Source organism: uncultured Litoreibacter sp. (assembly GCF_947487515.1).
Lineage (GTDB): Bacteria > Pseudomonadota > Alphaproteobacteria > Rhodobacterales > Rhodobacteraceae > Litoreibacter.
This window is the reverse complement of record NZ_CANKWO010000001.1, coordinates 277,220-295,302: the sequence shown is the minus strand read 5'-3', so window position 1 is coordinate 295,302 and position 18,083 is coordinate 277,220. Positions and strand designations below refer to the sequence as shown.

At 56.1% G+C, this 18,083-nt stretch carries 15 protein-coding genes and 2 tRNA genes; 4 read left to right on the top strand and 13 right to left on the bottom strand.

Annotated features, from left to right (window positions below):
* Window positions 1-486: 486 nt before the first annotated feature.
* The 3 genes from Q0746_RS01420 to Q0746_RS01410 form a co-directional block, all read right to left on the bottom strand.
* Window positions 487-560, bottom strand: a tRNA-Gly gene (locus Q0746_RS01420).
* Between the two features lie 35 nt (window positions 561-595).
* Window positions 596-2,629 carry an ASKHA domain-containing protein gene (locus Q0746_RS01415; RefSeq protein WP_298256465.1) on the bottom strand — a complete coding sequence of 678 codons (2,034 nt, stop codon included), beginning with the start codon at window positions 2,627-2,629 and terminating at the stop codon, window positions 596-598.
* Between the two features lie 133 nt (window positions 2,630-2,762).
* Entirely contained in the window at window positions 2,763-3,536 is a 774-nt protein-coding gene (locus tag Q0746_RS01410) for a helix-turn-helix domain-containing protein (RefSeq protein ID WP_298256463.1), read from the bottom strand.
* Window positions 3,537-3,649: 113 nt separating this feature from the next.
* On the opposite strand from Q0746_RS01410, the gene Q0746_RS01405 reads away from it, so the two are divergent.
* On the top strand, window positions 3,650-4,084 hold the full coding sequence (locus tag Q0746_RS01405; RefSeq protein WP_298256461.1) for a hypothetical protein: 435 nt from the start codon (window positions 3,650-3,652) through the stop codon (window positions 4,082-4,084).
* A 54-nt stretch (window positions 4,085-4,138) separates the two neighbouring features.
* Here Q0746_RS01405 and Q0746_RS01400 read toward each other — a convergent pair whose 3' ends face one another.
* From Q0746_RS01400 to Q0746_RS01385, 4 genes are all read right to left on the bottom strand, one after another.
* Entirely contained in the window at window positions 4,139-5,281 is a 1,143-nt protein-coding gene (locus Q0746_RS01400; protein WP_298256459.1) for a sterol desaturase family protein, read from the bottom strand.
* 95 nt (window positions 5,282-5,376) lie between these two features.
* Complete coding sequence (locus Q0746_RS01395; RefSeq protein ID WP_298256457.1) at window positions 5,377-6,459, bottom strand: methyltetrahydrofolate cobalamin methyltransferase; 1,083 nt, start codon at window positions 6,457-6,459, stop codon at window positions 5,377-5,379.
* 12 nt (window positions 6,460-6,471) lie between these two features.
* Complete coding sequence (locus tag Q0746_RS01390; RefSeq protein WP_298256455.1) at window positions 6,472-7,398, bottom strand: methylenetetrahydrofolate reductase; 927 nt, start codon at window positions 7,396-7,398, stop codon at window positions 6,472-6,474.
* Between the two features lie 31 nt (window positions 7,399-7,429).
* Complete coding sequence (locus tag Q0746_RS01385) at window positions 7,430-7,729, bottom strand: virulence factor (protein ID WP_298256454.1); 300 nt, start codon at window positions 7,727-7,729, stop codon at window positions 7,430-7,432.
* Window positions 7,730-7,994: 265 nt separating this feature from the next.
* Here Q0746_RS01385 and Q0746_RS01380 point away from each other — a divergent pair, with 265 nt between their 5' ends.
* The 3 genes from Q0746_RS01380 (at window position 7,995) to Q0746_RS01370 (ending at window position 10,171) form a co-directional block, all read left to right on the top strand.
* The gene (locus Q0746_RS01380; RefSeq protein WP_298256453.1) at window positions 7,995-9,137 is read left to right on the top strand and encodes a Ppx/GppA phosphatase family protein; all 1,143 of its coding nucleotides are present in this window, start codon (window positions 7,995-7,997) and stop codon (window positions 9,135-9,137) included.
* A gap of 72 nt (window positions 9,138-9,209) precedes the next feature.
* Window positions 9,210-9,953: an RlmE family RNA methyltransferase gene (locus tag Q0746_RS01375; protein ID WP_298256451.1), complete on the top strand. Its 744-nt coding sequence runs from the start codon at window positions 9,210-9,212 to the stop codon at window positions 9,951-9,953.
* 141 nt (window positions 9,954-10,094) lie between these two features.
* A tRNA-Met gene (locus Q0746_RS01370) sits at window positions 10,095-10,171 on the top strand.
* 424 nt (window positions 10,172-10,595) lie between these two features.
* Here Q0746_RS01370 and Q0746_RS01365 read toward each other — a convergent pair.
* The 6 genes from Q0746_RS01365 to Q0746_RS01340 form a co-directional block, all read right to left on the bottom strand.
* Window positions 10,596-10,964 (bottom strand): MerR family transcriptional regulator, encoded by a 369-nt coding sequence (locus tag Q0746_RS01365; protein WP_298256449.1) that lies wholly within the window; start codon window positions 10,962-10,964, stop codon window positions 10,596-10,598.
* 99 nt (window positions 10,965-11,063) lie between these two features.
* Window positions 11,064-11,828, bottom strand: a complete 765-nt coding sequence (locus Q0746_RS01360) for an SDR family oxidoreductase (RefSeq protein WP_298256447.1) — start codon at window positions 11,826-11,828, stop codon at window positions 11,064-11,066.
* Window positions 11,829-12,258: 430 nt separating this feature from the next.
* Window positions 12,259-13,080, bottom strand: coding sequence for a calcium-binding protein (locus tag Q0746_RS01355; protein WP_298256445.1), 822 nt, complete (start codon window positions 13,078-13,080; stop codon window positions 12,259-12,261).
* Between the two features lie 150 nt (window positions 13,081-13,230).
* Window positions 13,231-15,066, bottom strand: a complete 1,836-nt coding sequence (locus tag Q0746_RS01350; RefSeq protein ID WP_298256443.1) for a glycosyltransferase — start codon at window positions 15,064-15,066, stop codon at window positions 13,231-13,233.
* Window positions 15,063-16,619, bottom strand: a complete 1,557-nt coding sequence (locus Q0746_RS01345; protein WP_298256441.1) for a hypothetical protein — start codon at window positions 16,617-16,619, stop codon at window positions 15,063-15,065. Before Q0746_RS01345 ends, Q0746_RS01350 begins: the two co-directional genes overlap by 4 nt.
* A gap of 89 nt (window positions 16,620-16,708) precedes the next feature.
* Window positions 16,709-17,929: an NAD-dependent epimerase/dehydratase family protein gene (locus Q0746_RS01340; RefSeq protein ID WP_298256439.1), complete on the bottom strand. Its 1,221-nt coding sequence runs from the start codon at window positions 17,927-17,929 to the stop codon at window positions 16,709-16,711.
* Window positions 17,930-18,083: the final 154 nt, after the last annotated feature.

The window sequence follows — 18,083 nt, the reverse complement described above, 5'->3', positions numbered from 1 at the left end:
TTTCATGCTTTCAATTGTACACGTTCAGATAAATGTTACCGGCACAAAAAGACATGCTCGCCAGCAAGATCACCGATCGGGCGAACGCCTTGATAGGCTGCGTCGCTGCGTCCATCTAGTTTGCAGGTCTCCACTGCCTTGGCGTAGATTGGACTTTCACGGTAGTTTTCACCTAGTGCAACATTGTGGAACTGAACTTTCACGATCCGGCCATTATAATCTATAATCTGACACCATAGGTTCACCAGCTTCTAAACATGCCGAAACAGCAAGAATTGGAACCAAAGAGAGAACTTTCTTCATTTTGAAGCTTTCTGAAAAAATATTAATATCAAGCAATTAGGTGACTTCACGCTATGCTAGAAGGGGGGCAATGGAAAGCCTAAAAGCATCACATTAAGGAACAGATGCAAAGAGGGGTAGGATGTGGGGTTGTGCAGCCAAAATGAGATAATCTACTGATTTAAATACACAATTTAACGCCAATGGAGCGGGTAACGAGAATCGAACTCGTAACTAAAGCTTGGGAAGCTGCCGTGATACCTTTTCACCATACCCGCCGATGCGCTTGAATTAAGTGAGCCAAGCGGTGGCGTCAAGAGCGCCTGCGTCTGCGACGACCGCCTTCTTTGTCGCCACCACCCGTGTTGAAGTTCACATCGGGCAGGGTGACGATCGAAGATAGGATCGGAAAGGGCTCCACCGCGTTGGGGATATTGGAGGCATTGACGAAATGCTCCTGAAAGCGCGGCTCGATGGCGGTCTCGATTTTGAGGATGTTGTGCACAGTCTTCTCAATCTCGCTCCGCGCTTTTGTGTTGAGCAGGGCAATCCGCGCCCCAGTGCCCGCCGCATTGCCCGCCGAGGTGACTTTTTCCAGCGGTGCGTCAGGGATCATCCCCAGCACCATCGCGTGTTTGGGCGAGATATGCGCGCCAAAGGCACCGGCCAGAACCACGCGGTCCACGCTATCGACCTCAAACTTATCCATTAACAGCCGTGCGCCGGAATACAGCGCTGCCTTGGCCATCTGGATTTCGCGAATGTCGCGGTTGGTCACGGTGATCTGGCGTTCCGCATCCTCATAGACCAAGTAGCTATAGGTTCGCCCATCAAGAAAGCACCGAGATGTGCCGGTTTGTTCTGCCGAGCCGATAAGACCGGGGCCGTCGACAATGCCGGTCATGCGCATCTCTGCGACCATCTCGATAATGCCGGAGCCGCAGATTCCAGTGATGCCTGTGCTGGCGATGACCGCGTCAAAGCCATCCTCATCGGACCATACGTCAGAGCCGATCACCCTAAACCGTGGCTCTTTGGTGACGGGGTCGATTTCCACGCGCTCGATGGCCCCGGGTGCGGCGCGCTGGCCAGAGCTGATCTGCGCGCCCTCAAAGGCGGGGCCTGTTGGGGAAGAACAGGCAAGCACCTTGTCCTTGTTGCCCAGCAGGATTTCGGCGTTGGTGCCCACATCGACCACCAAAACAAGATCGTCGGATTTATCGGGGGCCTCGGATAGGGCCACGGCCGCGGCATCAGCACCCACATGGCCCGCGATACAAGGCAACAGATAAACCCGTGCGGCGGGATGCAGGTTCAGGTCCAGCTCTATGGCGCGCAGGGACAAGGCTTCGGATGTGGCCAGCGCAAAGGGGGCTTGGCCCAACTCGAACGGATCAATGCCCAAGAACAGGTGATGCATCACAGGGTTGCAAACGAAAACCGCGTCCACGATCAGGTTGCGGTCAATTTCGGCCTCTGAGGCGATCTGCACAAACAGGGCGTTCATTCCCTCGCGCACGGCTTGGGTCATTTCATCCGCGCCGCCGGCATTCATCATGGAATAGCTGACGCGGCTCATCAGATCCTCGCCAAAGCGGATTTGCGGGTTCATGATGCCCGAGGACGCCACGACCTCTCCGGTTGCAAGGTCACATAGATGCCCCGCGATGGTCGTTGAGCCCAAATCGACAGCCAGCCCGTAGACGGTGCCTTCATAAAAGCCAGGCCAGATATGCATGATGCGCGGGCCGAACATCGTATCCCCCAGATGGACGGCACAGGTTACCTTCCAGTCGCCTTTGCGCAAAGTGGGTTGCAGCGTTTTCAGCAGGCCTAGGTCTGCCTCCAGATCGGGCAGGTCCCATTCCTTACGCAAAGCCTGAACAAGCCGTTCCAGATCGCCCGATGGTTCATGCATGTCGGGTTGTTCCACCTCGACATAGTACAGCTTGGTCGATGGGTTCAGCGTAATGTCCCGCGCCTCGGCCCGTTTGCGGACGACTTGGCGATGCACCTGACTGCTTTCGGGCACGTCAATGACGACGTCGCCCTGAACCTGCGCTTGGCAACCTAGGCGGCGGCCCTTAGTCAGGCCACGTTTGTCGTTGTAGCGTTGCTCGACACTGTTCCATTCAGAAAGCGCGTCTTCGGCCACGGTGACCTTATGCTTGGGGAATTCACCAAAGGAGGGCGTGATTTGGCACTTGGAGCAAATCCCGCGCCCGCCACAGACGCTATCAAGGTCCACGCCCAACTGGCGCGCGGCTGTCAGGACGGGGGTGCCAACAGGAAAATGTCCGCGCTTGCCGGACGGGGTGAAAATAACGAGCGGATCTTGATCGGACATTTGGGCACCCAGTGGCTGGTTTCCCCCAAAGTTGTAGGGAATTGATGTCTGGGCGCAATGGCTGTCTGCGACGTGATATGGCAAGAATGCGCATGGTTTTTATGAATGAAACGACGGAATTGCGCGGCTATAGCTACGGGTCGCTTCCAAAGTTTTCTTCTAGCCATGTCTGGGCCTCTTTGGTCGCTGGAAACATCAGCTCGATTTTCAGATCTGTAACGGTCAAATCTTCGGCGCCTCCGAACTGTGCAATCGCCGAGATCATGGGCAATTTCAGCCCCCCCACAGAGTAGTTGATCGAGATCAGCGGCGGCAACGGGCTGGGGGGATCGTAATTTGCGATAGCGGGATCATTTCTGAGACTCGTTATTGCCTTGTCGAGCGCCCGTAGACCCCCAGCGGCGCGGCTTTCACCGGTGAGGCGTTGCAAGAAGTGATGTCCCACTTCTGGCCAGTTTTCAATCACTTGCGCAGCGGCGCCAGAGGTGGCGACAAAATCCAGCATGTTCGCCCCGCAGCCAAGCCCGATGGCCCCAAAGAGCTTCTGAGCCGGTTTGTTCAGCTGAACCAGCACCCAGTTCGCATCAATGACAATCGCAGGGAACGGCGCGTGGCGTTCCAACATCTGTGACATGGCGGAGGACACCATTTGCATGTGCTCATCCGTAAGGGCCGATCTGCTATGTTGAGGTGAAAAGCCTGCCGCATCAAACAGATCATTTCGCCGTGCGTGAGGAACGTCGAGTATATCGCTGAGGTGTTGCACCATAGGGCGGCTTGGGGCCGCGCGGCCGGTTTCCAGAAACGAGATGTGGCGCGAAGATACGTCGGCTTCAACCGCGAGTTGCAGTTGGCTCAGGCGTCGCGCTTTGCGCCAGAACTGAAGCTGTGGTCCGAATTTGCTCATGGGGGTAGGTTACATGAGGTGAAAAGTGAATTCACTTACCTTGGTGGTAATTGTTTTGCGGCGGGCGGCTTGGCTAGGTCTTGTGCGATTTCACCATAAACGGAGAATAATTCATGGAAATCCAGACAATGAGTCGCCGGTTGAAGATCGTCGGGGTGGTAAACCTGATATTCGGAGCGATCTGCGCCCTTGCAGCCTTGCCCGCACTTAATATGCCCGCGATGATGTTTGCGGACTTGGTCATTTGGCCGATTGGCGCGGGGGTAGATGGCACCTCTCCGGTCGCGCGCTTGATGCTTGCCATTGCGGGGGGTGTGATTGCGGGATTAGGGGCAATTTGGTTTGCCGCGTCGGGAAAGCCTTGTGAAGAAGCGCCAATGGCGGTGCGAAAAATGCTGACTGCGGGGGCTCTTACGTGGTTCGTGATCGACAGCACCGGCTCGCTCCTTGCTGCAGCCCCCCTGAATGTTTTGGGCAACGCGGGCTATCTGCTTCTTTTGCTGTGGCCTGTGTGGGGGGTGACCTCGGCCAAGCAATTGGCCGCATAAATCCCGCTGGGACAGGGTTGGCCCGTAGAAACCAAGGCCAACCCTGAATTTTGTTTACTCCGTATCAGGCAACTTCTTTTTGGTGAACGGGTGCATGAACTGCTTCACAAAGCCGCGCGGCACTTGCTCTCCGGCCACGCCATAGCGTTTGGGCCAACGGCCTTCGGGCATGTGGTACGTTCCAAAGAGGCGGTCCAAAATCGGGAAGTGAATGGCGTAGTTGATGTCGATTGCTTCGCGTTCTGCGCCGTGATGCCAGTGATGGAACCTTGGCGTGGCGAACGTGCGCTCCACCGCTTTGAGGTCCCAGCCGATGTTGGAATGGATGAAATGCGAGTAGAAATACACAATCAAAACATAGGCCTGAATGGCGGCCGGATCGAAGCCCAGCGTGAACATCGGGACAGCGGTAAAGCCGCGCAAGATAGCGATTTCAATGAAATGCATGCGTGATCCGGCCAACCAGTCCAGATGCTCCACCGAGTGATGAACCGCGTGGAACCGCCACAGCGCTGGAACCATGTGAAATGTGCGATGGACCCAATATTGCACGAAGTCCGAGAAAATCAGGATTGCGATCAGCTGGACGACGAAGGGCAGGGCGAAGACCCAGTCCTGAACTGCGCTCATGTCAATGTAACTGGTGATCAAATTGGACGGCATGAACGTCAGGAAGGTTAGAACCTGCACCATCAAGGAGGACACAAGATAGTAAAACATGTCTTCCTGCCATTCGGGGCGAAAGACCGTTTGGTCAGAATCTTGCGGGAAGTAGCGCTCCAGCGGGACAAAGAGGAAGCCAAGAAACACGACGTTCAGAATGAAGAAATCAAGACCGAAATAAAGCGGGGCAGTTACGACCTGCCCGTCATCGGGCGTTCCGATCAAGGAGACGGTGATGATCAGAAACAGGGCTGTCCAGCCGAGAATTTTGTCGCGAGACAACAGCAAGGACAAAAGGGCGAAGGCGTATCCCAAAAGCAAAACCACCTGCAGCAACAACTGAAGGTTGGCGGCGGTGGCGACGGTTGCGAGGTCCGGCGTGGAAAACAGGCCGGGAAAATACATGATGGCCAAAAGGGCTGCGGCGGTCAAACTCGCCAAGAGGGCGCCGCCACCGGACAGCCATCCGCTGCCAAAGGGGCGATCCTCGCGGGGGCGCTCGAGTTGAGGTTTTAATCGCTGAATGAATGACATTATGAAAACTCCGAAAATATCGATCGGACGTTAACTAATGTTGAGGCGCGGGCAAAGCTGTTTCAAAGATTTGCCCGCGATAAGTGTGACTTAGCCTAGCCCCGACGGCGACGGCCGCCGGAGCGTCCGCCGCGTGCGGAAGCCGTGCTGCCATCGGCATTCTTGGGTTTATTGGCGTTGATCCATGCCGCGCCGGACGGGTCTTGGTTCATAAGGAAGTTGGCGGCGCGGATGGCCTCCATTTCCTTGCCGGATTGCGGTTTGGTGGACCCCATGCCGGTGAGTTGAACCAGCAATTCGGGGTCGATATCGTCTGGCACAATAATGCCTGCAGCGGCCAATGCGTCCAGCTTTTCTTGCATCTTCTTTGGGCCAATGGGCAAAGCGACGGGGTTCATGATCGCGGATGTCATCCCAGCGGCCATCGCCATCGGCAAGAAGGCATTGTTGATGCCGTGACGGTTTGGAAGCCCGAACGAGATATTGGACGCGCCGCAAGTGGTGTTCACCCCAAGTTCCTCGCGCAAGCGACGCACCAGTGTAAAGACCTGCAGCCCAGCGGTGCCCATCGCGCCGATTGGCATCACAAGCGGATCGACAACGATGTCATGAGCAGGAATGCCGAAGTCGGCGGCGCGCTCCACGATCTTTTTGGCGACGGCAAAGCGCACATCAGGATCCTCGGAAATCCCAGTGTCATCATTGGAAATGGCAACAACGGGTACGTTGTATTTTTTGACCAATGGCAGCACCAGCTCAAGGCGCTCTTCTTCGCCGGTGACGGAGTTCAGCAGCGGGCGACCTTCCGCCGCCGCAAGGCCGTTTTCCAATGCACCAGGCACAGAGCTGTCAATGCACAGCGGAATGTCAGAGACCTTCTGAACCCGCTCTACCAGTTCTTTCATCAAGGTCGGTTCAACAAAATTGTTGTCGGCATAGCGGGGGTCTTCGGCCATTTTGTTCGAAAACACCGCGCCGGAGTTGATGTCCAGCACGTTGGCACCGGCCATGGTTTGGGCGATGGCATCTGCTTCAACCCGAGAAAAGTCACCTTTTTCCAGCTCTTCGTTCAGGATCTTGCGGCCCGTCGGGTTAATCCGTTCGCCAATGACGCAAAAGGGCTCGTCAAAGCCAATCACGGTGGTTTTTGTTTTTGATTCCAGTACGGTGCGGGTCATTCTTGATCTTTCTTATGCTTGATCTGCTGGAACGGCGGAGCGACCGCCATTGGAAATTGCCCAATTGGCGTTGGTTTTGATGCCGCCGAGGGGGAAGAAGTGGACGGACTCGATGTTGAAGTCAGGATTGTCGGCTTTATGGGCTGCCAGTTTGGTGATGACATCTGTTGGCTCATAGGGAAGCAACAGTTTGGTGACATCCATCGCGCGCTTCTGAAGCACTTTCAATGACGGACCAACCCCACATGCGATGGCGAATTTGATCAATGTTTGAAGTTTGGCCGGACCCGCGATGCCGATGTGTACCGGCAGGTCGATGCCCGCAGCTTTGATCGAATTCGCCCATTCAATGATCGGGTCGGCCTCAAAGGCGAACTGCGTGGCAAGCGCCATTTTCGCATCACTTGTCGCGGAGAATTTTTGTTTCCAAGCAAGCGCTTCGTCGACGTTCTTCATTCCGCCATCTGGGTCGATATCGCGATTGCCCTCTGGGTGGCCCGCCACATGCAGCCGCGAAAAGCCGGCTTTGCCGAACAGGTCGGTTTCCAACAATTGCATAGAGCTGTCGAACTCCCCATGAGGATCGGCCACACCGCCCGCCAACAGCAAGGCCTGATCGACATTCGCCTCACCCTGATAGCGGGCGATCCAATCGGCCAATGTGGCTTTGTCCTTGATGATCCGTGCAGGAAAATGCGGCATGACTTTAAAGCCATCAGCGTTCAAGCGCGCGGCGGTTGAGACCATGTCCTCAATCGGCGTGCCCTCGATATGGGCGACATAAACGCGGGTGTCTTGCGGCAGCAATGCTCGGAAATCGTCAACCTTTTCAGCAGTGCGCGGCATGACCTCGATGGAATAGTCTTGCAGAAAACTTTCAACCTGCGGGTTTACTGTCTGTGCATCCGCCGTTTTACGTTTAAAATTCAACAAGGCCATGAGCCCCTCCCTTATGCGCGTGGCGATCGTGTCAGGTGGCATTGCCATCATTCGCGATCAGCTGCTTGATCCTATCGCCGTCGTATTCAGCTTCGAGACGGGCCGCTTCGGCAATAGCGACCTGTTGAGGGTCACCATCGACAGCATAGGGCGCAGCTTTACGCCAATCGGCCAAATAGGCATCGGCATCCTTTGCCCCGACTTTCATGGCTGCGCGATCGATGGCTTGCTCGAAGCGTTCCTCCAGTTGCACCTTATGCCCCCGACGGCCTTTGCCGACGATGACCTGCGCAGGGATGTCGCGCCAGTAAACTATTGTCACATCAGGCATAGGGTCGAATCCTTCTTGTTGGCTCAGCGTTGTGTTGAGACTAGGGGGCCTCGCCGAACAGGCAGGGTGCAATTTCGACATTTAATCAGAGCAGAGCGACCCAGAGATGTCGCAGACCTAGTTAAGGGGGTTGCTGAAATTGGGCCAGTATCGAGGCGTCTCATATTTCTCATGGTTTTTATGAGGATGGGCGCAGGTCTGTGCTTGCTTCAAACCGATTGCGCTCCTACGTTGAAGGTAACCCATCATTAGGAGGCCCTGCGCCATGGCGAAACGACCGCCACATAGCGCGGGCCCGTTCGTCAAACCGGCCATTGTGCCGACCGCGCGGCCCGCGACCCATCCTGCTCCGGCAGGGAAACCTGACCCAGCCGATCTTTATGCGGCTCTGGATCTCGGCACGAATTCGTGCCGGATGCTGATTGCCCAGCCAAAGGGCAGCCAGTTCCATGTGGTCGACAGCTTTTCCAAATCCGTCCAGCTTGGCGCGGGGCTGGAGAGCACGGGTAAATTGTCCCGCAATTCAATGGCTCGCACTGTAGGCGCGTTGAAGATTTGCCAGAAGAAACTGCGTCACCATGAGGTCAAGCGCATGCGCTTGGTCGCCACCGAGGCGTGTCGTCGGGCGAGCAACTCGGCGGAGTTCATGAAACTTGTGACCCGCGAGACGGGAATTGACCTTGAGATCATCAAGCCGGAGGAAGAGGCGCGCTATGCGGTGATTTCCTGCGCTCCGCTGGTCTCGGTTAATACCGAACAATTGTTGGTGGTCGACATTGGCGGGGGGTCCACCGAGTTGGTTTGGATCGATCTGAGCCGCGTCCCAAAAGTCGACCGGCCCCGCGCCATCATGCGACTTCATACCGGCTTTGACAGCAAAGACAGCAGCTTTCCCGCCGCCAAAGTGGTCGACTGGATTTCTGTGCCCTTGGGGGTGGCGACTTTGCGAGATCAGTTCAACGATGTCGACGACGATGGCGCGCGGTTTGCCCTAATGTCTTGGTTCTTTGAGGAAAACTTAGCGGAGTTCACTCCCTATATCGACGCAGATCAGGTGCGTGCCGGATTTCAGATCGTCGGCACATCCGGCACCGTGACCACTGTGGCCGCCTCGCATCTGGGGCTGAAACGCTATGATCGCAATAAGGTGGACGGCCTGCGTATGACCTCCGACCAGATCGACCAAGTGATCCAAGGGTATCTGCATATGGGGCCTGAAGGGCGCCGCGCCGATCCGCGTATTGGAAAAGACCGCCATGCGTTGATCATGTCGGGGGCGGCGATTTTGCAAGCCCTGTTGCGGGTGTGGCCCACCGATCGCTTGTCTGTAGCGGACCGCGGGCTGCGCGAGGGGCTGCTCTATGCGCAGATGTCCAGCGACGGCGTGCTGGAGGAGGGGCCGTACTAGGCTGGCCTTTAGGGGCGTAGGCAGGTAGGGAGTGCCTTCGCGGGAAACTCATAGCTAAGTGAAGTAGAGATCATGGCCAAATCACCAACCGGACCTAAAGGCGGCAAAGGCGGCAACACCTCGGGGCGCGGGCAGCGGGACCTGAAGGTTAAGGTGAAATCCGCGCGAGGCCGCACCATGTCCTCTACGTTGTGGCTGCAACGCCAGCTGAACGACCCCTATGTGAAGCGCGCCAAAGCAGAAGGCCTGCGGGGGCGGGCGGCCTATAAAATTTCCGAAACCGACGATAAGTACCGCTTTTTGACGCCAGGAAAGCGGGTTGTAGACCTTGGGTGCGCGCCCGGTGGATGGTGCCAAGTCGCGGCGCGGCGCGTAAATGCGTTAGGGGAACGTCAAGGCAAGGCGCAAGGCACCGTGCTGGGCGTCGATTTGCAAGAAGTGGAGCCGATCCCCGGATGCGAGATACATGTGCTGGATTTTCTCGAAGAGGGCGCCGACGATAAGGTCAAGGAATGGCTGGGTGGCACGGCTGACGTGGTGATGAGTGACATGGCAGCCGCGTCCTGCGGTCATAAACAAACCGACCACCTGCGCATTATTGCGCTGTGCGAAGCGGCAGCTTACTTCGCGTTTGATGTGCTGGAAGAAGGCGGTGTTTTTGTCGCCAAAGTCCTCGCCGGAGGGGCCGAGGGGGAATTGCAGCATATTTTGAAGCAAAAGTTCAAGAAAGTGGCGAACTTCAAGCCGGGTGCAAGCCGTCAGGACAGCTCGGAAAAATTTGTGGTGGCCACCGGCTTCAAAGGACGCGACGCCTAGGCTTTGTTTTTTGCGCCTTGTTTTGGAAGCTGTTTGCTGGATCGGATGGTCACCAAATCCCAAAGACAGTTTTCGCGGATAGGCTGTCGATTTCGCTTGAACATGTGTTTCAGCGGGCATAAATCATCAAAACCGAATTGGCGCGGGATGGAGCAGCCCGGTAGCTCGTCAGGCTCATAACCTGAAGGTCGTAGGTTCAAATCCTACTCCCGCAACCAATTGATACGTCAATCCGCCCCTAAAACGGCGGATTTTGTCGTCTCTAGGGGCCGTCAGCCCCAAGGTCGCAGTCAGTTCGCCAATTAGTTCAATCACATGGCTATCTTCAGCGCTCTCGTCAGAGTGCAGAAGCCCCTCAGAAAGCAGACCACGCAGCAGCTCTGAGGTCTCGGATCTACTGGTCTCTTGATTGCGGCAGCCCGACAAGGCGACGCTAGGTCTCTGAGGGGGCAGGGTGAAGTAGAATTGGATCTTGTTCAGGCAGGGCTGGGAGTTTGTTCTCTAATTCGGCGCCCGGACCTTGAACTTGGAGCTCGAGTGCTGCTGACGCTGCCGTTCTACCTGCCATTCGCCGCGGGAGCAAAATTTTAAGTATAGGGACGGAAAAGATGCGGGACAAAGCGGATCTTGCCAATTTAAAGGTCAACGACTGCTTACGGTGGCGAGCCCGTTTTGCAATGCGGCGAGCTTATCAATTACAACGTTTCGCTTGTCGTCAAGTTCCGCCCGAAGCCTATCGATATGCTCAAGCTTTTCTCGCAGTTTCTCCACGCCGCCTTCGCACGGGCCAGAACCCTCGTCCGACAGGCACGCGCTCATGGCGCGGATTTCGCGAGTTGAAAAGCCCGTCGCAATAAAATCGCGGATGCGACCAGCGCGCCTCAAATCGGCTGCAGAGTAACTGCGATAGCCATTGAGTGTTCGCCCAACCGCCATCAACCCTTCTTTTTCGTAGTGGCGCAACATGCGTTGCGTGATCTGCAACTTTTCGGCAGCTTCTTTTGCTTGCATCTCAGACGTCTCCTACACAGCCTGACTTAAATGTTAATGTTCAATGTGTTTATCAAGGCGAACCCGGTGGATTGGTTGCGCCACCGGGTTCCCTTCACATCAAACGCGCAGTGACCAGCCGCCATCGATGGTCAAAACTTGGCCTGTTAGCCACTCGTTTTCAGCGCTTCCGAGGCGTAAGATCCATGGCACGATATCCGCTGTCACACCTCGACGGCCCAAGGGTACTTGCGCCGCTTCTTGTGCCTCGATTTGTTCGGCCATCTCTTCAGGGAGGCCCATCATTCCAGTCAGCGCCCCTGTCTTAACGGGCCCCGGAGCAATGGCGTTGACCCGAATACCGTCACCTGCCAGCTCGATGGCCCAGGATTGGGTCAGATGTTCTAGGGCGGCTTTGGTTGCACCGTAGTGCGACAGCATGGGGGCCGCGTTCCGAGAAACGGCCGTGCTGATGTTCACGATTGACCCATTTTGCGCGCTTAGGGCGGGACGGGCCGCTTTCACCAGCACAGATGGGGCCATGATGTTCACCGCCGACATATTGGCAATGATGTCCGCGTCATAGGCATCTATTGGGGCTGGTTGCCCTGCGCCGGAATTGTTGACGACCAAATCAATGCGGCCCCAGCGCGACATAGTCGCATCGACGATCTGCTCACCGCTCTTCGCGTCTGCGCTGTCCATCTGCAAAGCTTCTATGTTGTTGCTCAAGGCGGCAACGTCAGACAATTTATCCCAATTGCGGCCAGTGATCAGGACATTTGCACCCAAGTCTGCCAGCGCGATCGCAGTCGCCTGGCCAATCCCAGAACTGCCCCCTGTGACGATCGCTACTTTGCCCTGCCATTCATCTCTATTTGTCATCTCGCTCAGTCTCCTATCTGCGAATCTTTTGGGGTCGATAAGAGGCTTGCCTAGAGCCCTGACACTAACGTCAGGGTCAAAGGTTTTTTGAAGTTCTGAGCATTTCTTTTCAGAAGCCGACGTTCGCGCGTTCTGCAGCATTAGTCACTCAGGGCTCAGTGGAGACATTAGATCATTTGCAACATTTGTGGATTTAACTTCTCATCGAACGGCTGCTCTTACCAGATTACTCTAGAGCCCACGCACATGAAGCGAATGACTGCTCCCCGCCATTCTACTAAGATCATACCGCGCATTTAAGAACAGGTAGGTTTCGGCGGTTTCACCCTCCCGCAACCAAATCAGTAAATCCACAGCATTTAGCAGAGATCATGATGTTCTCAGCAGGGCTGAGGGTGCAATGAAATCGCTAGCAAACCTTCTGGGTCTTTTAAAAGGCAATGGCGTCAAGGACTTCGCCAAGCAGCTGTGACCCTATATCTGCATGATCTTCAATGATGATCGATTGGGATGCAGAGAGCGTGATGCGTAGGTTCCCATCATCGGTTTGAGCGATGGACCTTTGCGCCCATGCCCCCACATCTGGGTTGGCGTGCAAAAGGTTGAAGCTCGACATATCCAACTGGTCCTGCCCAGAACCATAGGCTTGAAAATCGGTGATGGTGTCTGAAAAATAGGTGACATCCGCGTTGAACACAAAGACATCTGCGCCGGTGCCGCCGGACAGGTGATTAATGCCTGATCCGCCATGAAGGCTGTCTGCTCCGGCGCCCCCAAGCAAAACATCTGCTCCGGCGCCTCCGTTTAGCGTATCGGCACCGGTATCTCCTTCAAGCCGATCGGCACCGCTGCCCCCCATAAGGACATCCATGCCGTGGCCGCCCGCCAACAGGTCTTCGCCAGAATTTCCAACAAGGAGATCGTTTCCGGACCCGCCATGCAGAACATCATGGCCATTGCCACCTGTCAGGCTGTCCGCCCCTTCATCGCCGAATATCAGGTCCGAACCCGCGCCGCCGACCAATTGGTCGTTTCCAGTGCCGCCGTGCAGCTCATCGTCATCGGAGCGTCCGTAAAGAACATCAGCTCCGGAGCCCCCGTAAAGAATGTCATTTCCCGCAGCGCCGCCCAGAACATCGTTCCCCGCACCGCCAAAAATCAGATCGTCGCCTGCTTTGCCCAAGATGTGATCCTTGCCGTTCCCCGCGGTTATGACATTGTCTTGTGGAGTTCCGTATATGTGTCTTGTCATCACGCATTCGCTTTCAGTTTGGGGGGTGCTGTATCTGTTGGTTTGCCAATCCTACGACGGTTTTTGCGCCTCTTGCGGGGCGCGCAGGGGTAGGGGGTGGAAAGTTCGAAGAGGTGAGCCCCCGAACGTATAGGGTGCCAAAACAGCGGGTCATGCTACGCGCGTTGGTTTGTCTGGGACGATATCCATGCGGATGACATGTTCGAGGTCTTCCCCCTCAACATCCACCAAAATGCTAAGCATCGACTCCAAGGTGAAATAGGCCCGCAACACGCGAAAAATCAGATACTCGGGCAGGGCGAGAATTCCCTTGGGAACTCCGTTCAACAAAGAGGCCACAACGGCCATTATCGCCGGTGCTCCGGTTGTCACGGCCACAATGGACTGCCACAAAATCGGGCTGTCGGGGTTGAAGCGCAGCCCCCATTCCAAGCTGCCATAGATGATCAAAGGAACCAGCATGGCCCGACGCGCAGAATTGATGAGCATATAGGGCAAAATAACCTTGCCGCGCAGAGTTTTGTTGGGGCCATAAATCAGGTCGCGGCACCGAGAGGAGATATGGTAGATGGACCGGAACCACCGCATGCGCTGTTCTCGCATATGACTGTAGGACGAGGGCACTTCAGAGATGTAGCGGATCTTAGGGTCGACCACAGAATGAAACCCCAACTCGCCAATCCGCAAGGAAATATCAGTGTCTTCCCCGTTCATGCCTTCCACGAAGCCGCCCAAATATCGTGGGTGATGGGTACGGTAGACCACGAACATCCCCGGGATGCCGACCACTCCATTCACCGCGCCCATGGCAACCGAATAGAACCCGTGTTTTACCAGAACCTCCAGCAAGCGCGCGCGATCGAACAGGGCGCCGCCCGGGGGCACGGGCACCCCGCCCACGACACCCACCAACGGGTTGGTGAAATAGGGCATGGCGCGGGAGAAATTGTCTTCGCCCACTAGGGTATCAGCGTCGACACGCACCAGAAACTCGGTTTCGCAAGCGTCCAGCCCCGCGTTCAATGCGTTGGATTTTCCGGGTTTGGGGACGTTGATCACACGACCTTTCGCCGCGTGGCAGTTGGCCAGCGCCTTGCGCGCGATCTCTTCTGTGTCATCGGTGGAATTGTTGTTCATGATCAGGATATTGACCTCGCCGCCATAGTGAACGGCCGCACGGTCCATTGCGTTGATCGTCTCCTTGATGATGTAGCTTTCATTATGTGCAGGCACGATCACGGAAACCGGCGGGGCGAATTTCGGGGTCTTCGCAGTTAACACGTCATAGATCGCCAGCAGGTAGAGTTGCGCGAACAAAACGGGCAAAAACAAAAATACCCCAGGGCCAATGCCACCCAACAAAGTCCATTGCCGCAAAATGGTGACTGCGGGTAGCTCCATTCCGCCAACCCAAAGCGCAACCAACGCCGCAACCGTCAATGTGATCCCCAAACGAACAAAGGCCCACATTTGGCTAACCGACACATGTTCGATGCGAATGCGAGCGGGCATCAGGCCGCGCTCCAATAGCTTGAACGAGTAGACCGCGAAGCCAAATAGACCGGACGCAATTGCGCTGAAATGAAGCGAAAAGGAAGCGCCCATCACGCTATGAACAAAGGCATTCGCCAGATCAAAGGCCGCACAGCCCACAAGGAAAGTGAGGGTCATGTCCAAGCCGAATAAAATGCGACCACGGGACCCGCCGTGACTAAAGGCGGCGAAGGACACGAAAAAGGACGTCAGGAAAATGCGAATGGCAATCGCATGCCGCCCTTCATGGGGGGAAAAGACATAGTCGTGGTTCGGAAAAATCTGTTCGGCAACATCGGTGTTTACGGCCCAAAGTTGCACCGTGGCCAACGCCGTGAACAACAGGAGCATTTGCGGGGCCTGCCACTCGGACACGGGACCTGCAAATCGTTTGGGCGCGCTATCGACCGAGATGTAGTTGATCTGCTCGCGCTTGTCGTCAGCCTCGCTCATATCGCCAACTCCTGAATATCTACAGCGGAGGGGATGATCAGCACGGCCATGGAACTGCGGGGCAGCAGTGATCCGCCTTCAAGGGCGCGCACCACCAGTTCTTCCGTTCCGGTATCGAGACTGACAAGCCAGATAGGATCTGCATGCGGCAAGGTAAAGGCGCCGGATTGCGGGGGAAACACCACAACCTCAGCCGTGGTGGTGGCGGGCTTCAAGGTGGCATCCAAAGGCAGCAAACGCGCCATGATTGTACTGGCGATCTGAGCATCTGCAGCAGTCAAACTGGACAGCGCCCCGATGCGAAGGGGGCCGATATTGCTTAAAGCGGCGTGCAGTTTCGTCATCGTGTCGGAGTAGGTTGTCGTACCTGCGATCAGCTTGGTGTCCGGCAACATTTCCGCGATGAGCTCGGGTCTGTCGTCACAGGGCTGGCTACCTGCATGTGTGGACGCTGCGGTGACCTCAATTACATTTACTGCGGCTTGCAGCTCCGAAGGCAGTTCAATTTCGACCCTAAGCAGCTGTTGGTCTGCTTCGGTCACTTGCTGGTGCACAAGGCGGTTGTTGAGCGTCACAGTTAACGCCCAAGGCATCCTTTGCCCCGCATCCCCAAGTGCGAGGTGAAGCTCGAAAGTCTTAAGGTAGCGCATCTCGGAGGCATCGCGCAGGGCGAACCGCTCGCGCCAAATGGTTTTTCGGTGAAACCTGCGCATTCCAGCGTTTGCTCCGTTTTGCGCGATAAATCGGGGCCACGCGGCGATTTCCGGAGCGGCGCCATGGCTCGTGAAGACCGGCAGTGCAGAACGCAACTCGGTGGTCGTCAGGGCATCGGCGGAGTGATCATCAATCATTGCCGTCTCAATGCCGCGTTGTTGGAATTGGGTGGCCAAAACCAAGCGGCGCAGCCTTTCATCAGCCTTGAGCCAATCAGGCCACGCCACCCGCGCCATATTCCCCCAGGCGATGACGCGGTCATGCGCAGCTCCCAGCGGCTGGCTTAGCGTGAGATAGACGGCACTGGTTGTTTCAATCTCAACGACGGCTTCAAAACCTTCGTCCTTGCTGCAGTGGGACTTTGGGCCCTCACCTTGCAATGAGAAAGAAACAACCAGCTGGTCCCTTACAAAATCCGTCGGTGAAAGCGGAATCTGCAAGGATCGCCCAACCTCGCCCGGACGCAGCAACATTTCGCCTCTGCGGGCGTTGTCGATGGAGATGCGAAGCACCCCTTCAACGCCGTCAAGGACCTGCAATGTTGCATCTATTTGGAGGTATCCAGACGTAGGGCGCGCATCCATTGGCATGTTGAATGCGACCCCCTGATAGGCGGGCAAACCGGAAAGAATAACCGGATGGCTGGGGGTGCTGCGCAAAATGACGGCCCGATCGGCGTCCTTTGCAGGCGCGGCGCGGCGGTCTTCGAAAACCAGCTGCGGGCCTTTTGTCAGTTCAGTGACATAGCGTTGCCCCTTTTCCAAGATATTCATTGTCGACAACAGGAGGGCCACGCCTGCAAGAAGAAATCCCATCAGCCCAATGCCAATCATGCGCATATTTTTCACCGATATATTAAGAGTGTCTCAGGGCAATTTGCGCCGGGTCCACCTCCAAGCGGATCCGGCGCTATTGCCACGATACGTGATTAAGCGACTTGCTTGTCGTCGCGATGAACAACACCCGGGCGTTGATTGTCCGTCCAAGTGGACACGCAAGGGATCATTTTGTGGATGCAGCGACGGGCGTATTTGGCCGCGATCTCTTGCGTTTCATTCATTAGCCCCTCTGCCAATGTGACAGGCTTTAGCCCAAGCGAGAAGAAGGTTTTGTTTGACACGCGCAGGTCGTTTTCCGCGGCTTCGTTGCGTGGGTTGTCCACATTGGCAATCTGCGCCCCAGAGGTTTTGGCCACGAGTTCAGCCAAGGAGCGCACAGTGTGGGTTTCCGTCATCTGGTTCAGGATCGCCACTTTGCCATCGCGGGCAGGCGGGTTTCCCACGGCCAAGGCAAGGCATTTTACCGTGTCTTGGATATGGATAAAGGCACGGGTCTGACCACCAGTGCCATGCACTGTCAGAGGGTGGCCGACCACGGCTTGCATCAAGAACCTATTGAGCACCGTGCCGTAGTCACCGTCATAGTCGAAACGGTTGATAAGGCGCTCATCAAGCTTGGTTTCATCTGTCTGGGTGCCCCAGACGATGCCTTGATGAAGGTCCGTGATGCGGAGGGAATCGTTTTTGGCGTAGAATTGGAACAGCAGCTGATCCATTGATTTGGTCATGTGATAGACGCTGCCTGGATTGGTTGGATATAAGATGTCACGTTGGTAGATCTTGTTGTTGTCTCCTGGAATGTAGACGGGCAGATATCCTTCGGGGATCTCGATGCCGTCGTCGTCATAGCCGTAGACGCCCATCGTGCCGAGGTGGATGAAATGCGGGTCTAGGCCCAGCTCGACTGACGCGGCCAGCAGGTTGTGCGTGGCGGAGATGTTGTTGTCGACGGTATAGCGTTTTTCGGTGACGCCGCGCATGGAGTAGGGGGCTGCGCGTTGCTCGCCGAAGTGGATGATTGTGTCGGGGTTTACCGAACTCAGCAAGGCGAGCACACGCTCAAACTCATGCGCGACATCGATCTTCTCAAACTTGATTGTGCGGCCGGTTTGATCTTTCCAAGCAATCAAGCGGTCCTTCATCGACGCGATAGGCGTCAGGCTGTCTGCGCCCATTATCTTGTCGATCTCCCGACGGGACATGTTGTCCACGATAGTGACGTTGTGCCCCAGCTTCGAGAGGTGAAGTGCCGTGGGCCAGCCGCAGAATCCGTCGCCACCGACTACGATGATTTCTTGAGCGTTTGTCATTGTCCTAGTTCCTTTCTGCTGGGCACCTCCAGGCGACCCATGTTGCTGATGAACTAAGATTTACCCCCCGACGGCTGGCAAAACCGCCGCGCGGGGGGATAGTTTCTAGGGAATTGGAGGGGATGATCTAGACTTCGGAGTAGGTCGCTCACCC